Raw genomic sequence first — 15,365 nt, forward strand, 5'->3', positions numbered from 1 at the left:
TCTGAACGCAAGCGGCACCCCCGTGATCGGTCGTGACGCTTCGTAATCTTTCGTTCGGGCTTGTGCGACACGCCGCGTGGCTGTCGCTCACTCATGTGGGGCACCGGAACAGGACATAAGTAGGACAATCGCCGCAAGGTGGATGGGAAGGATCGAGTCCCCCCACCCGGAGGTCGATGTGCCGCGACAGCAGACACCCGGGGGAGTGGACCGTCGTATGCGCAGCGCCGCGGCGGCCCTCACCTCTCTGACGGCCATGGCCGCCATGTCTCTCGTCGCGGGACCCGCGGCCGCCGACACCGGGGCGGGTCCCTGCGCCCTCGCCCGTACGGCCGCACACCACTCGCTGGGCCTGGACACCTGGAACCGGGCCTACCCCAGGCCGGAGCGCCGCCTGGACGCGGTCATGATCTTCCTGTCCTTCCCGGACGCCACGCCGCGGAACACCCCCGAGGAGCTGACGGGCGACTACTTCCCGGCCACCAGCGACTTCTTCGCCCGCGCCTCGTACGGCAAGTTCCAGCTGGTCCCGCACCCGCAGCGGCAGTGGCTCCGGATGCCCAAGCCGTCCACCGCGTACGGGATACAGCGTGACTGGGCCCCGGACGACCGCGCCGCCTACCTGCGGGACGCGGTGACCACGGCCGACCGGGCGGTGGACTTCTCCCGCTACGACATCGTGTACTTCGTCGCCGACCCCGACGCGCCCGGCGTGGACTCCGACGCCACCAAGGTGGTCAACTTCGACCGCCCGATCCACGCCGACGGGGCCCAGCTGCGGCGGATCGTCACCGTGTTCGAGCAGCACCCGCCGGACCGCAACGTCCTCGCCCACGAGACCGGCCACGTCTTCGACCTGCCCGACCTCTACCACCGGCCCACCGACGGCAAGGGCGACTGGGACACCTACGTCGGCGACTGGGACGTCATGGGCAGCCAGTTCGGCATGGCCCCCGACCTGTTCGCCTGGCACAAGTGGAAGCTCGGCTGGCTGAACCACGACCAGGTCGACTGCGTCCGGAGCGGCTCCTCCCTGCACACCCTCCAGCCGCTCGCCGAGGCCGTCCCGCACGGCGGTACCGGCGGCACCCGCCTGGCCGTGGTCCGTACCGGCCCGGGCAGCGCGATCGCGGTCGAGGCGCGCGGCTCGGCCGGCAACGACGGGGACACCTGCACCGAGGGGGTGCTGGTCTACCGGGTCCGCAACGAGGCGGCCTCGGGCGGCGGCCCGATCGAGGTGCTGGACGCCCACCCCGACACCGAGGCGTGCTGGGACCGGTCGGTGTACCCGCCGCTGGCGGACGCGCCGCTGGAGGTGGGGGAGACCTTCACCGTCCCCGGGGAGCGGATCACGGTCGAAGTGGCGGACCGCACACCGTCCGGCGCCTACACCGTCAAGATCACCACCTGAGCGGGGTGGCGGGAAGTGTGGCGACACGAGCGAGGCCCCCACTCGATGAGTGGGGGCCTCGCTCCGTCGGTGCGCCGCCAGGGACTCGAACCCCGGACCCGCTGATTAAGAGTCAGCTGCTCTAACCAACTGAGCTAGCGGCGCCTGCTGACGTCGTAGACATTAGCACCCGGATCCGCCGAAGGAAAAATCGATAGCCGCAGGTCGGCGGAGGCGGCGGCCCGGGCGGCCCGTACGCAGGCCCACAGCAGCGCGTCGGGCCCGGGCAGCCACGGGGACCGGCTGTCCGGGGCCACCAGCCAGCGGGACGGCCCGGGCGCCGGCTCCAGCGCGGGCACGGTCACCGCGTCCCCCGGCCCGTGGCACAGCGGGGCCGGCACGGCGTCCGCCCACTCCTCCCAGTGCAGCAGCGAGGGCAGCCGGTGGGCGGTGCCCGGGGCGGCGAACAGCAGCATCCGCCCCCGGTGCACGGCCACCGGGCCGGAGCCGGGCCCCTCGTGCCACAGCAGGTCGAGCACCCGGCGGCCGAACACCACCGGCACGTTGACGACGTCGAACGCGGTCCCGCAGGGCAGCACGGCGGGCGAGCCCGGCCGGGCCCGCCACACCGCGAGGGTGCTCTGCGGGTGGGCGGAGGCGGAGACCAGCCAGGCGGCCCCCTCGGGGGTGACGTGGGCGGCGGAGGCGCCCCGCGTCCGGTCGAGGACGGGGGAGTCGGTGTCCGGGGTGAGCGTCGTCATGCCCCAGGTCTACCCCCCGTACGTGACCGATTTCACGGAGTTACCGAAAACCGCACGTCGGAATCGGGAATGGAGTATCTTGCGCCGCGCATATGCCGCCGGTGCGGTCCGCCTACGCCTCCCGGGTGCCCCGGAGGAGGTCCTCACCGAACTCGATCATCCGGTGCGCGTAGTCCTCGGTCCATTCCGCCTGGGCGGCGATCGCGGCCGGCGAGAGGCGGTCGAAGCGGCGCGGATCGGCCAGCTGCGCCGCGGCGACGGCCTGGAACTCCATCGCCCGGTCCTGCGCGGCGCGGAACGCCAGCGTGAGCTCCGTCGCCCGGACCAGCAGCTCGCGGGGGTCCTCGATGGACTCCAGGTCGAAGAAGTGCTCCGGGTCCGCGGCAGCCTCCGAGGGCTCGAAGAGCAGCGGGGCGGGCCGAAGCCTCCGCTCGGTCCGCTCGGGCTCTGCCATGCGTGTCCTCCTGCGCTCGCCGTCCGTCGGGCCCCGGAGCGGGTTCCCGGGACCACCCTCCATTGTCCAACGCAGCGCAAGACCGCCCCGGGAGGGCCCGGGGCGGGCGGGCGTCACTCCGCGGCGGGACCCTCCGTCGCCAGCTTGGCGAGCTCGTCGAGGACCGTGGTGATGCGCTCGGCCAGGCCCTCGGGGGCGTTGAAGCCCTCGGGGCCCACCAGGTCCGCGATGCCCGGGACCGCGACGTCGGTTGCGGCGAGGCGGGTGCCCAGGCGGCCCAGGACGACCCTGATCGCCTCGGCGGCCGGGGCGCCGCCGGTGGGTCCCGCGCTGTAGCTGACCAGGCCGACCGGCTTGTCCTTCCACTCGTGGTAGAGGAAGTCGATCGCGTTCTTCAGCGGCGCCGAGAAGCTGTGGTTGTACATCGGCAGCACGAACAGCACCGCGTCCGAGGCCTCGATCAGCGCGCTCCAGTCCTTGGTGTGCTGGTGCGCGTAGCGGCGGGCGTACGGCTGCTCCGGCTCGTCCAGCAGCGGCAGGGCGATCTCGGCGAGGTCCACCGGGTTGACGCTGAAGCCGCCGTGCTGCGCGGCGACCTCGCCGATCCAGGCGGCGAGCGGGCGGCCGTTCGAGACGGGGCGGGTGCTGGTGGAGATGACGTGCAGGCGCGGCATGGAGCCCTCTCGGGTGCGTCGACGAGGTCGAAGATCGAGGTCGTACAGATAGTTGACATGTCATCAATACCCGTGTGCTGATGACGTGTCAACCATCCGGATGACATATCACCTACCTGGTTAGAGTGGGCCCATGACCGACGCCCCCGACACCCCCGGGGACCCCGAGGGGCCAGCACGCCCCCGCCGGACACCGGGCCGGCAGCAGCCGCCGCGCTGGCTCACCGAGCCCGAACAGCGCGCCTGGCGCGCCTGGCGGTGGATGTTCCCCGTGGTCAACGCCCGGATCAACCGCGACCTCGGCCAGGACAGCAACCTCTCCGAAGCCGACTACGACGTGCTGTCCATGCTCAGCGAGAGCCCCGGCGGCCGCCGCCGGATCAGCGGCCTCGCCGAACGGATGCTCTGGTCCCGCAGCCGCCTCTCCCACCAGCTCACCCGCATGGAACACCGGGGGCTGGTCCGCCGCGAGGACGTCGCGGAGGACGCCCGCGGCGCCGAGGTCGTCCTCACCGAAGCCGGCACGGCCGCCATCCTCGGGGCCGCCCCGCTGCACGTCGAGTCGGTCCGCCGCCACCTCGTCGACGTCCTCAGCCCCGAACAGCTCGAAGCCCTCGCCGGCATCGGCCGCACCCTGCTGTCCCACACCTCCCAGGACCCGCCGGCGAAGACCTGAGCCGTCACCGCCCGGCACTCAGGGACGCCACGGCACCCGGTGCTCCGAAAGGTGCTGGAGCACCGTGTGGTTGGCCTCCCACCCGTCCGGGAAGCGCACCGCCACCCCCAGCTGCACCGGCTCCGTCGACGGATGGTCGTCCAGCAGCTCCGGAATACCGGCCCGCGCCACCACCACGCACGCGTGCCGGTGCCGCGACGCCAGCACGCACAGCCGCCCCGTCTCCAGGTGGAACGCGGTCGCGTCCGGCCGGCCCGACAGCGGATGCAGCACCACCGTCAGGTCGTACTCCCGCCCCTGGAGCCGGTTCGCCGTGTCCACGGTGACGCCCGCCACCCCCAGCGCCGCCAGCGCCGAACGCACCGCCGCCGCCTGGTCCCGGTGCGCCGTGCCCACCGCGATCCGGTCGGCGGTCAGCGGCCGCGGCTCCGGCGACTGCTCGTCCGAGGCGAACGCCCCCCGGTCAAGGGCCCGCCGCACCACCAACGCCACCGCCCGCACCGCCTCCGGATCGGTCCGCGGCGTGTGCCGGGCCGGCAGCTCCAGCAGACCCCAGCCCGACTCCGCGGCCTCGTCCAGCACCCGGTCCGGCCCCGACCCGTCCGAAGCCGCCCCGAACCCCATCCGCCGCTCACCCGCCCCGGTACCGCTGCGGAACGGCGAGTACGGGTAGAACGCCTCGGACACCAGCGGCGCCGCCGACGCGGGCAGCCGCCAGGACACCGGCAGCCGGTGCTGCGGCAGCTCCGGATTGTGCGCCAGCAGCGTGGCCACCGCCGACGCCGAAGGGTCGTACGACAACCCCGCCCACTGCTCCGCCCCCACCACGCTGAACGGGTCCAGCTGCCCCGGGTCACCCACGAACAGCGCCCGCTCGAACAGCCCGGCCACCGCCAGCAGCGCGTCCGAACGCATCTGGTACGCCTCGTCCACGATCGCGTGCTCCCAGGGCTCCGCACCCCGCACGAAGGCCCACTTCGCCGCCGTCGAGATCACCACCGGCAGCTCGGCCAGATCGCCCGGCTTCGCCGACAGCACCACCGACCCGAGGTCGCGCAGCGCCGGGTCGTAGGCGTCCCCGTCACTGCTGTGCAGACGCCCCACCCGCAGCTCCGGATCCTTCTCCGCCAGCCGCAGCACCAGGTCGTCCACCTGCGCGTTGGTCTGCGCGACGATCATCAGCCGGCGCCCGGCCGCTGCCAGCTCCCGGGCCGCCCGCACCACCAGCGTCGACTTCCCCGCACCCGGCGGCGAGTCCACCACCACACCACGGCCCGGGCCGTGCAGCGTGTCGTGCAGGATCGCCCCGGTGGCCCGGGCGGCAGCCGCCCCCGGATCGAAGGCGGCCCGCGACCCCGGGTTCACAGCACGTCCTCGTCGGTCACGGCGTCGGGCGCCGGGGAGCCCGTTCGCGCACCCGGCGGACCCCCGTGCGTCCACGGGGTCTGCTCCGGGTCCGGCAGCTTCGGCCCGCCCCGCACCTCGTGCTCGAACAGGGTCCAGCACAGCCGGTCGCCCTTCTCGGGCACCGACCCCGGCTCCGGATCACGGCCCCGTCCCATCTTGTCCAGCAGCCGCAGCACCACGTACGCGCCGCCCGGCGCGCCCCCGCCCGCCACCGGGGACGGGCCGCCCACCAGCTCGGCGGCCTGCGGGCGCCCGTCCAGCGAGCGCCACACCCGCCCGCCGCCCTCCGGCAGCCGAGGCAGGTCCTCCGTCCACACCGTCACCAGCGGGCGCGGACTCGGCCGCTTCGACTCCGTCCACTCCATCACCACCTCGGTGACCTCCCCCGCGAACGCCTCCCCGGCCATCCGCCGCTCCGCCATCACCAGCGGATCGTCCAGAGCCCGCTGCGCGTCCAGCCGCGCCTGCTCCGTCTCCCGCGTCGCCAGCTTCTGAGCGGCCGTCACCGCGTCGTCCCGGCGCGGCTGCGGCGGCTCACCCGCCCGCACCCGGTCCCGGTGCCCGGTGAACGACCAGCGGTCACGCGCCCACCGCTCCACCGTGCGCTCGCCCGGCTCCAGCCCGCGCAGCAGGTCCAGCGACCGCCACACCGACCACCACGTCGGGTACATCTGCTCCGCGACCAGCCGCCGAACCTCCTCCTCGGCCGCACCGGCGGCCTCCCCGCCGCGCGGCCCGCCGGCCGCCCGGGCCGCGTCGTACCGCGCCATCGCCGGCGCCAGCACCCGGTTGTCGAAAGCCGGATCGGTCGCCGGCCCGGCCGGCGGCACCAGCAGCAGCCCCCGCTCGTCCCGGCCCAGCTCCGCCCGCCGCGCGCACTCCGCCCCCGACAGGCCCTCCGGAGGATCGATCCACCCCAGCAGCGCACCCAGGTGCTGGTCCTCCAGGCTGCTCTGCCCCGTCGCCCAGTGCTCGGCCAGCAGGTCCGTCGCCGCCAGCAGCATCGATGACCCGGGCACCCGCGCCCGCTCGGCCAGGTGCGTGAACCAGCGCCCCAGCAGCGGCACCCGGGCCGGCACCGGATACGCCGCCTCCGGATCCTGCTCCGCCGTACGCCGGAACCGCATCGAACGCCCCAGCAGGCGGACGTACTCCACGCCCGCCCGGCTCGGCACCACGATCTGCGGCGCGTCCACGCACAGCTCGGCCTCCACCTTGACCCGCCGGCCCGTCTCCGGATCGGTCTCGGTCCGCTCGGCCGGCTCCACCACGTCCGCGAAGCCGTCCACGTACGGCATCACGCACTCGGCCAGCCCGGCCAGGAACTCCCACCGCAGGTCACGGTCACGGGGCTGCGGAACCACCAGGACCCGCGGCCGATCCCGGTCGGTCCCCACCATCGCGCCCAACGGCGCACCCGCCTCACCGGCGGTGGTCAGCGGCACGAACACCATCGGCGTTTCGCCGATGTGCCGGTGCCGCACGGTGGCCAGCGGCCGCGCCCGGCCCGCCCGTACCGCCTCCAGCCGGGCCAGCGTGCTCAGCAGGGACATCAGGGAACCTCCGGCCGCGGACACGGCAGCCCCGCCAGACGGCGGCCGCCGTCTCCCGCGGCGTCCAGCGCCTCGGCCCGCAACCGGGCCGCGAGCCGCAGGGCCGCCCGCTCGGGGCTCGGCCCGTCATCCGGGCCCTCACCCCGGCCCGCGGCCGCGTCCAGCGCCTCCTCCACCGTGGTCAGCACGCCCAGCTCCCCGCGCACCGAGCGGCCCAGCACCGTCACCGAACCGGCCTCCCTGGCCCGGTCCCGGCAGTGGAACGCCAGCTCGCAGGCGGCCAGGCAGTCCGGCGCGTACGAGGCGGCCACCGAGGCCACCGCCTCCGCCAGCTCCTCGGCCGGACGCGACACGTCGAAGCTCAGCCCCGCCGGCAGCGCCGCCGCGAGCTCCTCGACCCGGGTCAGCCGGTCCAGCTGACGCCGGGTCACCGCCCGCTGCTTGCGCAGGTCCAGCACGGCGGCGGTCGGCAGGTTCGAGAAGTTCTCGGGGCACACCAGCAGCGCCGTGTGCCCGGCCTCGGCCCCTTCCAGCCGCGCCGCGGTCCGCTCCAGCGCCAGCAGGTACACCGCGGCCTGCCGGGCCGCGGCCCCGACCTTGGGCGCGTCCGCCGAACCGTCGATCATCGGGAAGGACTTGATCTCGACCACCGTCCAGCGGCCGTCCGGATGCACGACGACGGCGTCCGGCTCCAGGTAGGCCGGGGTGCCGGCCACCTCCAGCACCAGCATCGGGTGGTCCAGGAAACTCCAGGCGCCCTCCTCGCGGGCGGCCGCGGTGGCCTCCCGCAACGCCAGCGCCGTACGCCCGGCCCGGCCCTCGGGGCCCGCCGCGGCCAGGTCCGGCACCCGCGCCCGGCCGCCCGGCGGCTCACCGCCCGCACCCAGCCGCTCGTGCACCAGCCGCAGCAGCTCCGCCCCGCCGTCCGCCTTGACCCGCGCCTCGAAGGAGTTGCCGCGGGCGATCGCGAACTGCGACTGGCCGAAGCCCGCCGGCGAACCGAGGGCCCCGGCCAGCGCCGTCTTGTCCACCCCGGCGCCGTCCAGCAGGGCACGTCTGCCGCAACCGGGGTTGGCGGCGAGCGCCGCCAGGGCGCGGGCGTCGAGCGGGCGGGGCGGCACGGCCGGGCCGCGCAGGTCGGCGAGCCGCTGCCGCAGGGGCATCGGCTGGGGCGGGCCGCCGGTCGGGAAGGAGCTCACCCGCGGAAGTGTCCCATCCGGCACTGACAATCGGGGCGGTTCCGGTGATGGATGATGGACGGACGAGCGCATCTGCGGAAAAACCGACCGGGAGAAACAGAACATGGCCCCGCGCATCCTCCTGGCCCGTCACGGGCAGACGTCCTGGTCCCTGTCCGGAAAGCACACGGGCCGCACGGACGTCCCCCTCCTGGAGGAGGGCCGGCGCGGCGCGAAGCTCCTCGGCGAGCGCCTCGCCGCGGGCGCTTGGGGCGGGCTGCCCGGCGTCGAGGTGCGCACCAGCCCGCTTCTGCGGGCCGCCGAGAGCTGCGACCTGGCCGGTTTCGGCGCCCGGGCCGAGCCGTGGGACACGCTGATGGAGTGGGACTACGGCGACTACGAGGGCATGACCCCGGCCGAGATCCAGGCGGTCCGGCCCGGCTGGCTGATCTGGCGCGACGGCGTCCCGGGCGGTGAGTCCGTCGCCGACGTCTCCGCCCGCGCGGACGAGGTGGTGGCCTGGGCGCGTTCCGCCGAGCGCGACGTACTGGTCTTCGCGCACGGCCACATCCTGCGCACGCTGGCCGCGCGCTGGCTGGGCCTGGACGCCTCCTTCGGCGCGCGCATCCGCCTCGACCCGACCTCGCTGTCGGTCCTGGGCTGGGCGTACGGCGCGCCGGCGCTGGAACGCTGGAACGACACGGGCCACCTCGACGCCTGACCCCGCCCGGCGACGCCCCATGCGCCGGCCGCGCGGCCCGGCTCCGCCGATGCTCGGACGATCGCCGGCTGCGCGGCTGTGGCTCCGCCGGGGCCCGCTCAATCGCCGCTCGGGCTCGGTGTCGTCCGGCGGGGTTTGGCCCTGCGGGCCGGTGCCGGTGGGGCAATGCAGCCCCTCCGGCGTTTGAGGAGCGGGGTATGGGGCGGAGCCCCGTGTGGTGGGGCGGAGCGTTGGCTGCGCGGCTGTGGCTCCGCCGGGGCCCGCTCAATCGCCGCTCGGGCTGATGGTGTGGCCCGGCTGCGACGGCTGTCCGGAGCCCGGGCCGGGCCCGCTCAATCGCCGCTCGGGCTTGGAGGGCGGGCGGCTGCCGCGGGTGCCCCCGGGCTCCGGCCGCCCCGGGGCGGAGCCCGGGGTCAGGTGCGGGCGTGGCGGTGGAGGAACGCGGTGACCCGCGGCGACCGCTGGTGCGGAACCAGTGCCGCCGACGTGCCCTGCAGCATCGTCCGGATCCGGGCCGACCGCACCTCCCCGAGGTGGTCCAGGACCCGCCCGGCCGCCCACGCGGCCTCGTCCGGGGCCCCCGCACGCGCCAGGTCGCCGGCCAGCTCGGCGGTGTAGAGCGCCACGTTCCGCGCGAAGTGCGGGTCCTGGAGGTCGGCGGCCCGGCGGGCGTGCCTGGCCGCCCGGCCGTGGTCGCCCAGCGCCGACCAGCAGCGCGACTCCAGCGATTCCAGTTCGGCCTCGCCGAAGAAGGACATCCACTCCGGGTCCTCGGCCGAAGGCCCCTTCGCGAACTCGGTGTGCGCCCGCCCCAGCGCCTCCTCGCACGCCTTCCGGTCGGCCAGCCCCGCCCAGCCGTTGGCCTCCCGCAGGTGCAGCAGCGACATCAGCCGTGCCGAGCCGGTGGAGCGGGCGGCCCGCAGCCCGGCCTGGGCGGCGCGGACCGCCTCGCGGGGCCGGCCCGCGTCCCGGGCCAGGAACGCGGTGTTGGCGAAGGCATGGGCCTCCAGCCCGGCGTCCCCCGACACCCGGGCGGTGGCCAGTGCCTCCGCGTAGTGCGAGCGGGCGTCGTCGAAGCGGGCCGAGTCGTGGGCCAGCCAGCCCACCGAGAGGGCCAGTTCGCCGGCCCCCTTGTGCAGCCGGTCCTCGGTGGACTGCCGGGTGGCGCCCGCGTCGAGCAGGGCGTACGCGGTGCGCAGCGGTTCGGTGGCCCGCCGGTACAGCCCGTCGGCGCCGTGCCGGTCGTCCAGCAGCCGGATCCGGCGTACGGCGTCCTCGACGGCGGCGGCCTCCGCCGCGCCGGGCCGCCCGGCCGGCACGCGGCGACCGTCGCCGAGCAGCCCCAGGTTGAGCGTGGCGGCGGCCACCGTCGCCGAGCCGCCCGCCATGAACGCCCGCCGGTCCCGGCCCCGGTCGCGGTCACGGCCGCGTACCGCCTCGCGGGGGGAGAACCCCAGGTCGGCCAGGGTGTGCCCGGGGAACATGTGGAGGAAGACCCGCTCGTACGCGTAGTTGGGGCAGCGGATCTCCCCGGACTCGACGCGGCCGATGTAGCGGGCGTCGCAGGAAACCGTTTCTCCGATTTCCCGGGCCGCGCGGCGCACCAGCGCCGCGAACTCCGCCGCGGAGCGCTGCCCGCGCAGCCGCCGGAAGGAGGTGTTCGGGGTGAGGGAGGTGGGGGACGCCGTCATCGACGTGGCCTCTCGCAAGCAGTGCCGCTGCCGGTGGGCGGCGGGGGCGCCCGGCGCGCATGAACGTACCGCCAGCCCGGAGGGTCGTACCCCCTGTTTGGCTACAAACCGGATATCTCACCCGCGATCCGCCATGAACTGCCATCCTTTGCGGCGGTATCCCGCCGCCACCGTTGACGTCCTGGCGCGTTGACCCCTGAGGAGTGGTCAAGGACCAGCGGAGGAGGGGTTCCCTTGTTGGAGGCCGGCATGGAGAGCAGTGCGAGGGGCTCCGCGCCCGAGGCGGGTTCCGCCCCCGATCTCGTGACCGTCCCCGCCCGCCAGGGGCTGGAGGCCGTCGACATCATCCGTCGCGCCGCCGCCCCGGCGGGTGGTATGGGCCCGGTGCTCCACGACGGCTCCGGGGACACCCTCGGCTTCCTCGTCCCGCCCGGTACCGCCGATGCCTGGGACGTGCCGGGAAGCGCGTGCACCCAGACCAGCGGCCGCGGCATGCGGTTCGAGGTGCCCGGAGGGCCGGCCGGGGTGGTGACCGGCGGGGCGCCCACCACGGGGGGCGCGGGAACCGGCTGGCTGCTGCCGCCCGAGGGCGTGGGCCCGGTGACCGACCCCGCCGTCCTGCGGGCCGCTCTGGGCGAGGCCGCCCGGCTGATCGAGGCCGCCGACAACTGCCGCTGAGCCGGGGATAATGGCGGAGTGGCGAAGAGCAGGCGGCGAAGCGGACGGGAGGCCGAGGAGGCCGTCAGCGGACGGGTGGACGGTGGCACGGCCGAGCTGGCCCCGGACCGCGAGCGTTCCCGCGCCTGGACCCTGCTGATCGACGGCGCCCCCCAGTCCCATGTGGACCTGGACGACCCGACCCACCTCGACTTCTCCTACCAGCGGCGGATCGGCCACCTCCTGGACCTGGCGGCCCCGGCCAGGCAGCCGCTGAACGTGCTGCACCTGGGCGGCGGCGCCTTCACCCTCGCCCGGTACACCGCCGCGACCCGTCCCCGCTCCGCCCAGCAGGTCGTCGAGATCGACGCCGGGCTGGTGGCCTTCGTACGGGAGCACCTCCCGCTGGACCCGCAGGCCCGGATCCGGGTCCGGGCGCTGGACGCGCGGGCCGGGCTGGCCAAGGTCCCGGAGGGCTGGGCGGACCTGGTGATCGCGGACGTTTTCGGCGGCGCCCGCACCCCGGCCCACCTGACCAGCGCCGAGTTCCTGGACGACGTACGGCGGGCGCTGTCGCCCACCGGGTGGTACGTGGCGAACCTGGCCGACGGCCCGCCGCTCGCGCACCTGCGGGGGCAGATCGCCACCGCGGCCTCCCGCTTCGGGGAGCTGGCGATGGCCGCGGACCCGGTGGTCTGGCGGGGGAAACGTTTCGGCAACGCGGTGCTGGTGGCCGCCGACCGGGAACTGCCCATCGCCGAGTTCACCCGCCGCGTGGCGGGCGACCCGCACCCCGGCCGTGTGGAACACGGCCGCGCCCTGGCCGACTTCGCCGGCGGCGCCACGCCCGTCACCGACACCACGGCGACCCCGTCCCCGGCCCCGCCGCCGTCCGCCTTCCGCTGACCCGTGCGCGGCGAAGCCCCCGGTCGGGGGTTTCCGCTTGGGTTCAGTAGTGGTAGCGGGCCTTGACGATCTTGAAGGGCGTCCGCTGGATCTCTTCGATGAGCCGCGCCATCCGGCGAGCCGCCCTGCGGTCCGCGCTCAGCCAGAACAGGAAGTCCTCCCACGCGGCCGGACCGAAGTGAACGCTCCTCACTCGTCGCCCGCCAGGGAGTCCAATTCCGCCACGGTCTTGGTGACGGCGGGCTCTGCGGCCTTGTCGCGCGCGACCGCCTCCATGAGGGTCTGGGCGTTGCGCGGCGAGCGGAGCAGGTAGACCGTTTCCTGCCACGACCTGAAGTCGGCGGCAGACATCATCACGATGTCCCCGTGGTCGCGTGAGGTGACCTCGATGGGCTGATGGTCCTCGTTGACCTTGCGGATCAGCGGGTAGAACCGCTGGCGTGCTTCGTTCGCCGAGATCGCCATGACCTGACCTCTCACTCGCCCTGGAGCGCCCTGGTAGCCGTACGGTGCGAGTCGTGCGAGTCGTACGAGTCGTACGACTTCACCTCTCGTCGTGACTTACCTCTCGTCCACCTGGATCATCGGCGGGTGGTCGTTCCAGACGCAGAAGACCGAGGACTCGCGGCCGTCGCGGGTGAACGTCACCCGGATCCATTTCGGCTGCTTCCACACCTGCATCTGCCAGCCCGGCGCCGGCGTCGCCGAGACCAGTTCCGCCGAGGACGTGCCCAGGTCGAAGACCACCCGGCCGCCGGAGACCGTACGGCCCCGGACCTCACCCGTCGTCCCGCCCCCCTGGAGCTGCGGCGGACGGGACGACGGCGGCGCGGACTTCCGCGGCGGCTTCGGAGCGGCGGAGGGGGACGAGGACGCGGGCGGGGAAGGGGTCGCCGCGGGCGGCTCGGAGGCGGGGGCCGGGGCCGGGGGCGGCACCTCCGCGCCCGAGGTGGAGGAGGACACAGGGGGGACGGCCAGCGGGACGGCGCGGGGGCGGTCGTAGGCCGTACCCGACATGACCGTGTGCACACCCCACCACGACAGGGTCACCGCGGCCCCGGTCGCCAGGGTCCAGGCCAGGGCCTGGACGAGTCCTCTTCGCATCGGGCACATACTGCACCACCCGTACCACCACCCGGCCGCCACCCCGCGGCATCCCCCGAATGGCGTACGGTGCGGGCCATGGCAAGTGTGCTCGTGGTCGAGGACGACCAGTTCGTGCGTTCCGCCCTGATCCGGCACCTCACCGAGGCCTCGCACACCGTGCGCAGCGTCGGCACGGCGCTGGAGGCCCTGCGCGAGGTCGCCCACTTCCGCTTCGACCTGGTGATCCTCGACCTCGGCCTGCCCGACCTCGACGGCTCCGAGGCGCTGAAGATGCTCCGCGGCATCACCGACGTACCGGTGATCATCGCCACCGCCCGGGACGACGAGGCCGAGATCGTCCGGCTGCTCAACGACGGCGCCGACGACTACCTCACGAAGCCCTTCTCCGTGGAGCACCTCTCCGCCCGGATGGCCGCCGTACTCCGGCGCGCCCGGTCCGCCGCCGGCGCCGAACCCCCCTCGCGGGTGCTGAGCGTCGGCGGACTGTCCATCGACCCGCTGCGCCGCCAGGCCGAACTCGACGGCACGGCCCTGGACCTGACCCGCCGCGAGTTCGACCTGCTGGCCTTCCTCGCCGGCCGCCCCGGTGTCGTGGTGGCCCGCCGCGAGCTGCTCGCCGAGGTCTGGCAGCAGTCGTACGGCGACGACCAGACCATCGACGTCCACCTGTCCTGGCTGCGCCGGAAACTGGGCGAGACCGCCGCCAACCCCCGCTACCTGCACACCATCCGGGGCGTAGGGGTGAAGCTGGAGCCGCCGGCGTGAGACTCGCCCTGGTCAAGGTGTGCCTCGCGGTGACCACCATGGTCGTCGTCGCCTTCGCCGTACCGCTGGGGCTGGTCGTGCAGGAGATGGCCCGCGACCGGGCCTTCTCCAACGCCGAGCGGCAGGCCGCGACCATCGGCCCCACCCTGTCCATCACCACCGACACCCAGCAGCTGCGCCGGGCACTGGAGAGCACCGACATGGGTGCGGCCGGGCGGATGGCGGTGCACCTCCCGGCGGTCGGCGGGGCGCCGGCCGAGACCGTGGCTGCCGGTGGAGCGGCCGGTGGCGCGACCGGGGGCGCGGCCGGCGGGGGGCGGGGCTGGGCGGGGGAGCGGGCCGTGGAGCTCACCCGCGCGGAAGGGGCCGCCCGTACGGCCCCGGCGGCGGACGGCGGCTCGGCACTGCTGCAGCCCACCGCCCTCGGCTCCGGGGACATCGCGGTGGTGGAGGTCCTCGTACCGGAGAGCGAGGTCAGCAACGGCGTCGCCACCGCCTGGCTGGTCCTGGCGGGCGTCGGACTGGCCCTCGTCATCGGCTCGGTGGCGGTCGCGGACCGGCTCGGCGCCCGCATGATCGGCCCCGCCAGACGGCTCGCGCACGCCGCCCAGCAACTCGGCGAGGGCAAGCTGGGCGCCCGCGTCCCGGAGGAGGGACCGAGGGAACTCCACTCGGCGGCGGTCGCGTTCAACTCGATGGCGGACCAGGTCGTCGAACTCCTCACCAACGAGCGGGAGCTGGCCGCGGACCTGTCGCACCGGCTGCGCACCCCGCTGACCGTGCTCCGGCTCAACGCCGCCTCCCTCGGCGACGGCCCGGCCGCCGAGCAGACCAGGGCGGCGGTCGAGCAGCTGGAACGCGAGGTCGACACGATCATCCGGACCGCGCGGGAGCAGCGGCCCGCGGCCGCCGCGGCCGCCGTGGCCGGCTGCGACGCCTCCGAGGTGATCCGGGAGCGGATGGCCTTCTGGTCGGCGCTGGCCGAGGACGAGGGCCGCGAGGTGCGGACCGCCGGGGTGGACCGGACGGTACGGATCCCGGTGGCGCGCCCGGAGCTGGCGGCCGCGCTCGACGCGATGCTGGGCAACGTGTTCCGGCACACCCCGGAGGGCACCCCGTTCGCGGTGGACGTGCACGACGCGGGCGACGCGGTGATCGTGCTCGTGTCGGACGCCGGGCCGGGCATCGCCGACCCGGAGGCGGCGATGCGGCGCGGCAACGACGGCGCCCGGGACGGCTCCACCGGCCTGGGCCTGGACATCGTCCGGCGGGTCGCGGAATCCACCGGCGGGGACGTCCGGCTGGGGCGGTCGGTGCTGGGCGGCACCGAGGTCCGGGTGTGGATCGGGCTGGACGGCCGCGCCCGCGGCCAGGGCGGGGGCGGGCGTTCCGGGCGGCGGAGGCGCCGCAGGTGAGGTGGTCCGG

17 protein-coding genes and 1 tRNA gene are annotated in these 15,365 nt (G+C 75.0%); 7 read left to right on the plus strand and 11 right to left on the minus strand.

The genetic code is table 11. From position 1 onward, the window contains the following. The first annotated feature begins 217 nt into the window (after positions 1-217). A complete protein-coding gene (locus tag ACFY61_RS05630) occupies positions 218-1,411 on the plus strand; it encodes a M6 family metalloprotease domain-containing protein (protein ID WP_389467353.1) in 1,194 nt (397 codons plus the stop codon). A gap of 70 nt (positions 1,412-1,481) precedes the next feature. On the opposite strand, the gene ACFY61_RS05635 is transcribed toward ACFY61_RS05630, so the two are convergent. From ACFY61_RS05635 to ACFY61_RS05650, 4 genes are all read right to left on the minus strand, one after another. Continuing rightward, positions 1,482-1,555: transfer RNA gene (locus ACFY61_RS05635), tRNA-Lys, on the minus strand. Further along, complete coding sequence (locus ACFY61_RS05640; protein ID WP_389467356.1) at positions 1,546-2,151, minus strand: bifunctional DNA primase/polymerase; 606 nt, start codon at positions 2,149-2,151, stop codon at positions 1,546-1,548. The genes ACFY61_RS05635 and ACFY61_RS05640 overlap by 10 nt, the downstream gene beginning before the upstream one ends. Before the next feature lie 112 nt (positions 2,152-2,263). After that, complete coding sequence (locus tag ACFY61_RS05645; RefSeq protein ID WP_389467358.1) at positions 2,264-2,605, minus strand: hypothetical protein; 342 nt, start codon at positions 2,603-2,605, stop codon at positions 2,264-2,266. Between the two features lie 113 nt (positions 2,606-2,718). Continuing rightward, positions 2,719-3,279 carry an NADPH-dependent FMN reductase gene (locus ACFY61_RS05650; RefSeq protein WP_389467361.1) on the minus strand — a complete coding sequence of 187 codons (561 nt, stop codon included), beginning with the start codon at positions 3,277-3,279 and terminating at the stop codon, positions 2,719-2,721. Between the two features lie 133 nt (positions 3,280-3,412). Here ACFY61_RS05650 and ACFY61_RS05655 point away from each other — a divergent pair, with 133 nt between their 5' ends. Further along, complete coding sequence (locus tag ACFY61_RS05655) at positions 3,413-3,955, plus strand: MarR family winged helix-turn-helix transcriptional regulator (protein ID WP_389467364.1); 543 nt, start codon at positions 3,413-3,415, stop codon at positions 3,953-3,955. An 18-nt stretch (positions 3,956-3,973) separates the two neighbouring features. Here ACFY61_RS05655 and ACFY61_RS05660 read toward each other — a convergent pair whose 3' ends face one another. Genes ACFY61_RS05660 through ACFY61_RS05670 form a run of 3 tightly spaced genes read right to left on the minus strand, consistent with a single transcriptional unit; the run spans position 3,974 to position 8,078 of the window. Further along, a complete protein-coding gene (locus ACFY61_RS05660) occupies positions 3,974-5,320 on the minus strand; it encodes an AAA domain-containing protein (RefSeq protein WP_389467365.1) in 1,347 nt (448 codons plus the stop codon). Continuing rightward, on the minus strand, positions 5,317-6,915 hold the full coding sequence (locus tag ACFY61_RS05665; protein WP_389467367.1) for a hypothetical protein: 1,599 nt from the start codon (positions 6,913-6,915) through the stop codon (positions 5,317-5,319). The genes ACFY61_RS05660 and ACFY61_RS05665 overlap by 4 nt, the downstream gene beginning before the upstream one ends. Continuing rightward, positions 6,915-8,078 carry a hypothetical protein gene (locus ACFY61_RS05670; RefSeq protein WP_389468155.1) on the minus strand — a complete coding sequence of 388 codons (1,164 nt, stop codon included), beginning with the start codon at positions 8,076-8,078 and terminating at the stop codon, positions 6,915-6,917. Before ACFY61_RS05670 ends, ACFY61_RS05665 begins: the two co-directional genes overlap by 1 nt. A 139-nt stretch (positions 8,079-8,217) precedes the next feature. On the opposite strand from ACFY61_RS05670, the gene ACFY61_RS05675 reads away from it, so the two are divergent. Next, complete coding sequence (locus ACFY61_RS05675) at positions 8,218-8,814, plus strand: histidine phosphatase family protein (protein WP_389467369.1); 597 nt, start codon at positions 8,218-8,220, stop codon at positions 8,812-8,814. A 413-nt stretch (positions 8,815-9,227) separates the two neighbouring features. On the opposite strand, the gene ACFY61_RS05680 is transcribed toward ACFY61_RS05675, so the two are convergent. After that, the gene (locus tag ACFY61_RS05680) at positions 9,228-10,505 is read right to left on the minus strand and encodes a tetratricopeptide repeat protein (RefSeq protein ID WP_389467372.1); all 1,278 of its coding nucleotides are present in this window, start codon (positions 10,503-10,505) and stop codon (positions 9,228-9,230) included. A gap of 249 nt (positions 10,506-10,754) precedes the next feature. On the opposite strand from ACFY61_RS05680, the gene ACFY61_RS05685 reads away from it, so the two are divergent. Together ACFY61_RS05685 and ACFY61_RS05690 are read left to right on the plus strand one after the other, a co-directional pair. Then, positions 10,755-11,183 carry a hypothetical protein gene (locus ACFY61_RS05685; protein ID WP_389467375.1) on the plus strand — a complete coding sequence of 143 codons (429 nt, stop codon included), beginning with the start codon at positions 10,755-10,757 and terminating at the stop codon, positions 11,181-11,183. An 18-nt stretch (positions 11,184-11,201) separates the two neighbouring features. Then, a complete protein-coding gene (locus ACFY61_RS05690; RefSeq protein ID WP_389467376.1) occupies positions 11,202-12,068 on the plus strand; it encodes a spermidine synthase in 867 nt (288 codons plus the stop codon). Between the two features lie 43 nt (positions 12,069-12,111). Here ACFY61_RS05690 and ACFY61_RS05695 read toward each other — a convergent pair whose 3' ends face one another. The 3 genes from ACFY61_RS05695 to ACFY61_RS05705 form a co-directional block, all read right to left on the minus strand. Continuing rightward, positions 12,112-12,261, minus strand: a complete 150-nt coding sequence (locus ACFY61_RS05695) for a type II toxin-antitoxin system YoeB family toxin (protein WP_389467379.1) — start codon at positions 12,259-12,261, stop codon at positions 12,112-12,114. Further along, positions 12,258-12,533 carry a type II toxin-antitoxin system Phd/YefM family antitoxin gene (locus ACFY61_RS05700; RefSeq protein WP_389468157.1) on the minus strand — a complete coding sequence of 92 codons (276 nt, stop codon included), beginning with the start codon at positions 12,531-12,533 and terminating at the stop codon, positions 12,258-12,260. The genes ACFY61_RS05695 and ACFY61_RS05700 overlap by 4 nt, the downstream gene beginning before the upstream one ends. Positions 12,534-12,629: 96 nt before the next feature. Then, positions 12,630-13,172, minus strand: coding sequence for a hypothetical protein (locus tag ACFY61_RS05705; protein WP_389467381.1), 543 nt, complete (start codon positions 13,170-13,172; stop codon positions 12,630-12,632). 78 nt (positions 13,173-13,250) lie between these two features. Here ACFY61_RS05705 and ACFY61_RS05710 point away from each other — a divergent pair, with 78 nt between their 5' ends. Both ACFY61_RS05710 and ACFY61_RS05715 read left to right on the plus strand, forming a co-directional pair. Next, positions 13,251-13,940 (plus strand): response regulator transcription factor, encoded by a 690-nt coding sequence (locus tag ACFY61_RS05710; RefSeq protein WP_389467383.1) that lies wholly within the window; start codon positions 13,251-13,253, stop codon positions 13,938-13,940. Further along, on the plus strand, positions 13,937-15,355 hold the full coding sequence (locus ACFY61_RS05715) for a sensor histidine kinase (protein ID WP_389467385.1): 1,419 nt from the start codon (positions 13,937-13,939) through the stop codon (positions 15,353-15,355). The genes ACFY61_RS05710 and ACFY61_RS05715 overlap by 4 nt, the downstream gene beginning before the upstream one ends. Positions 15,356-15,365: the final 10 nt, after the last annotated feature.

The organism is Streptomyces sp. NPDC012888 (genome assembly GCF_042900645.1).
Classification (GTDB): Bacteria; Actinomycetota; Actinomycetes; order Streptomycetales; family Streptomycetaceae; genus Streptomyces.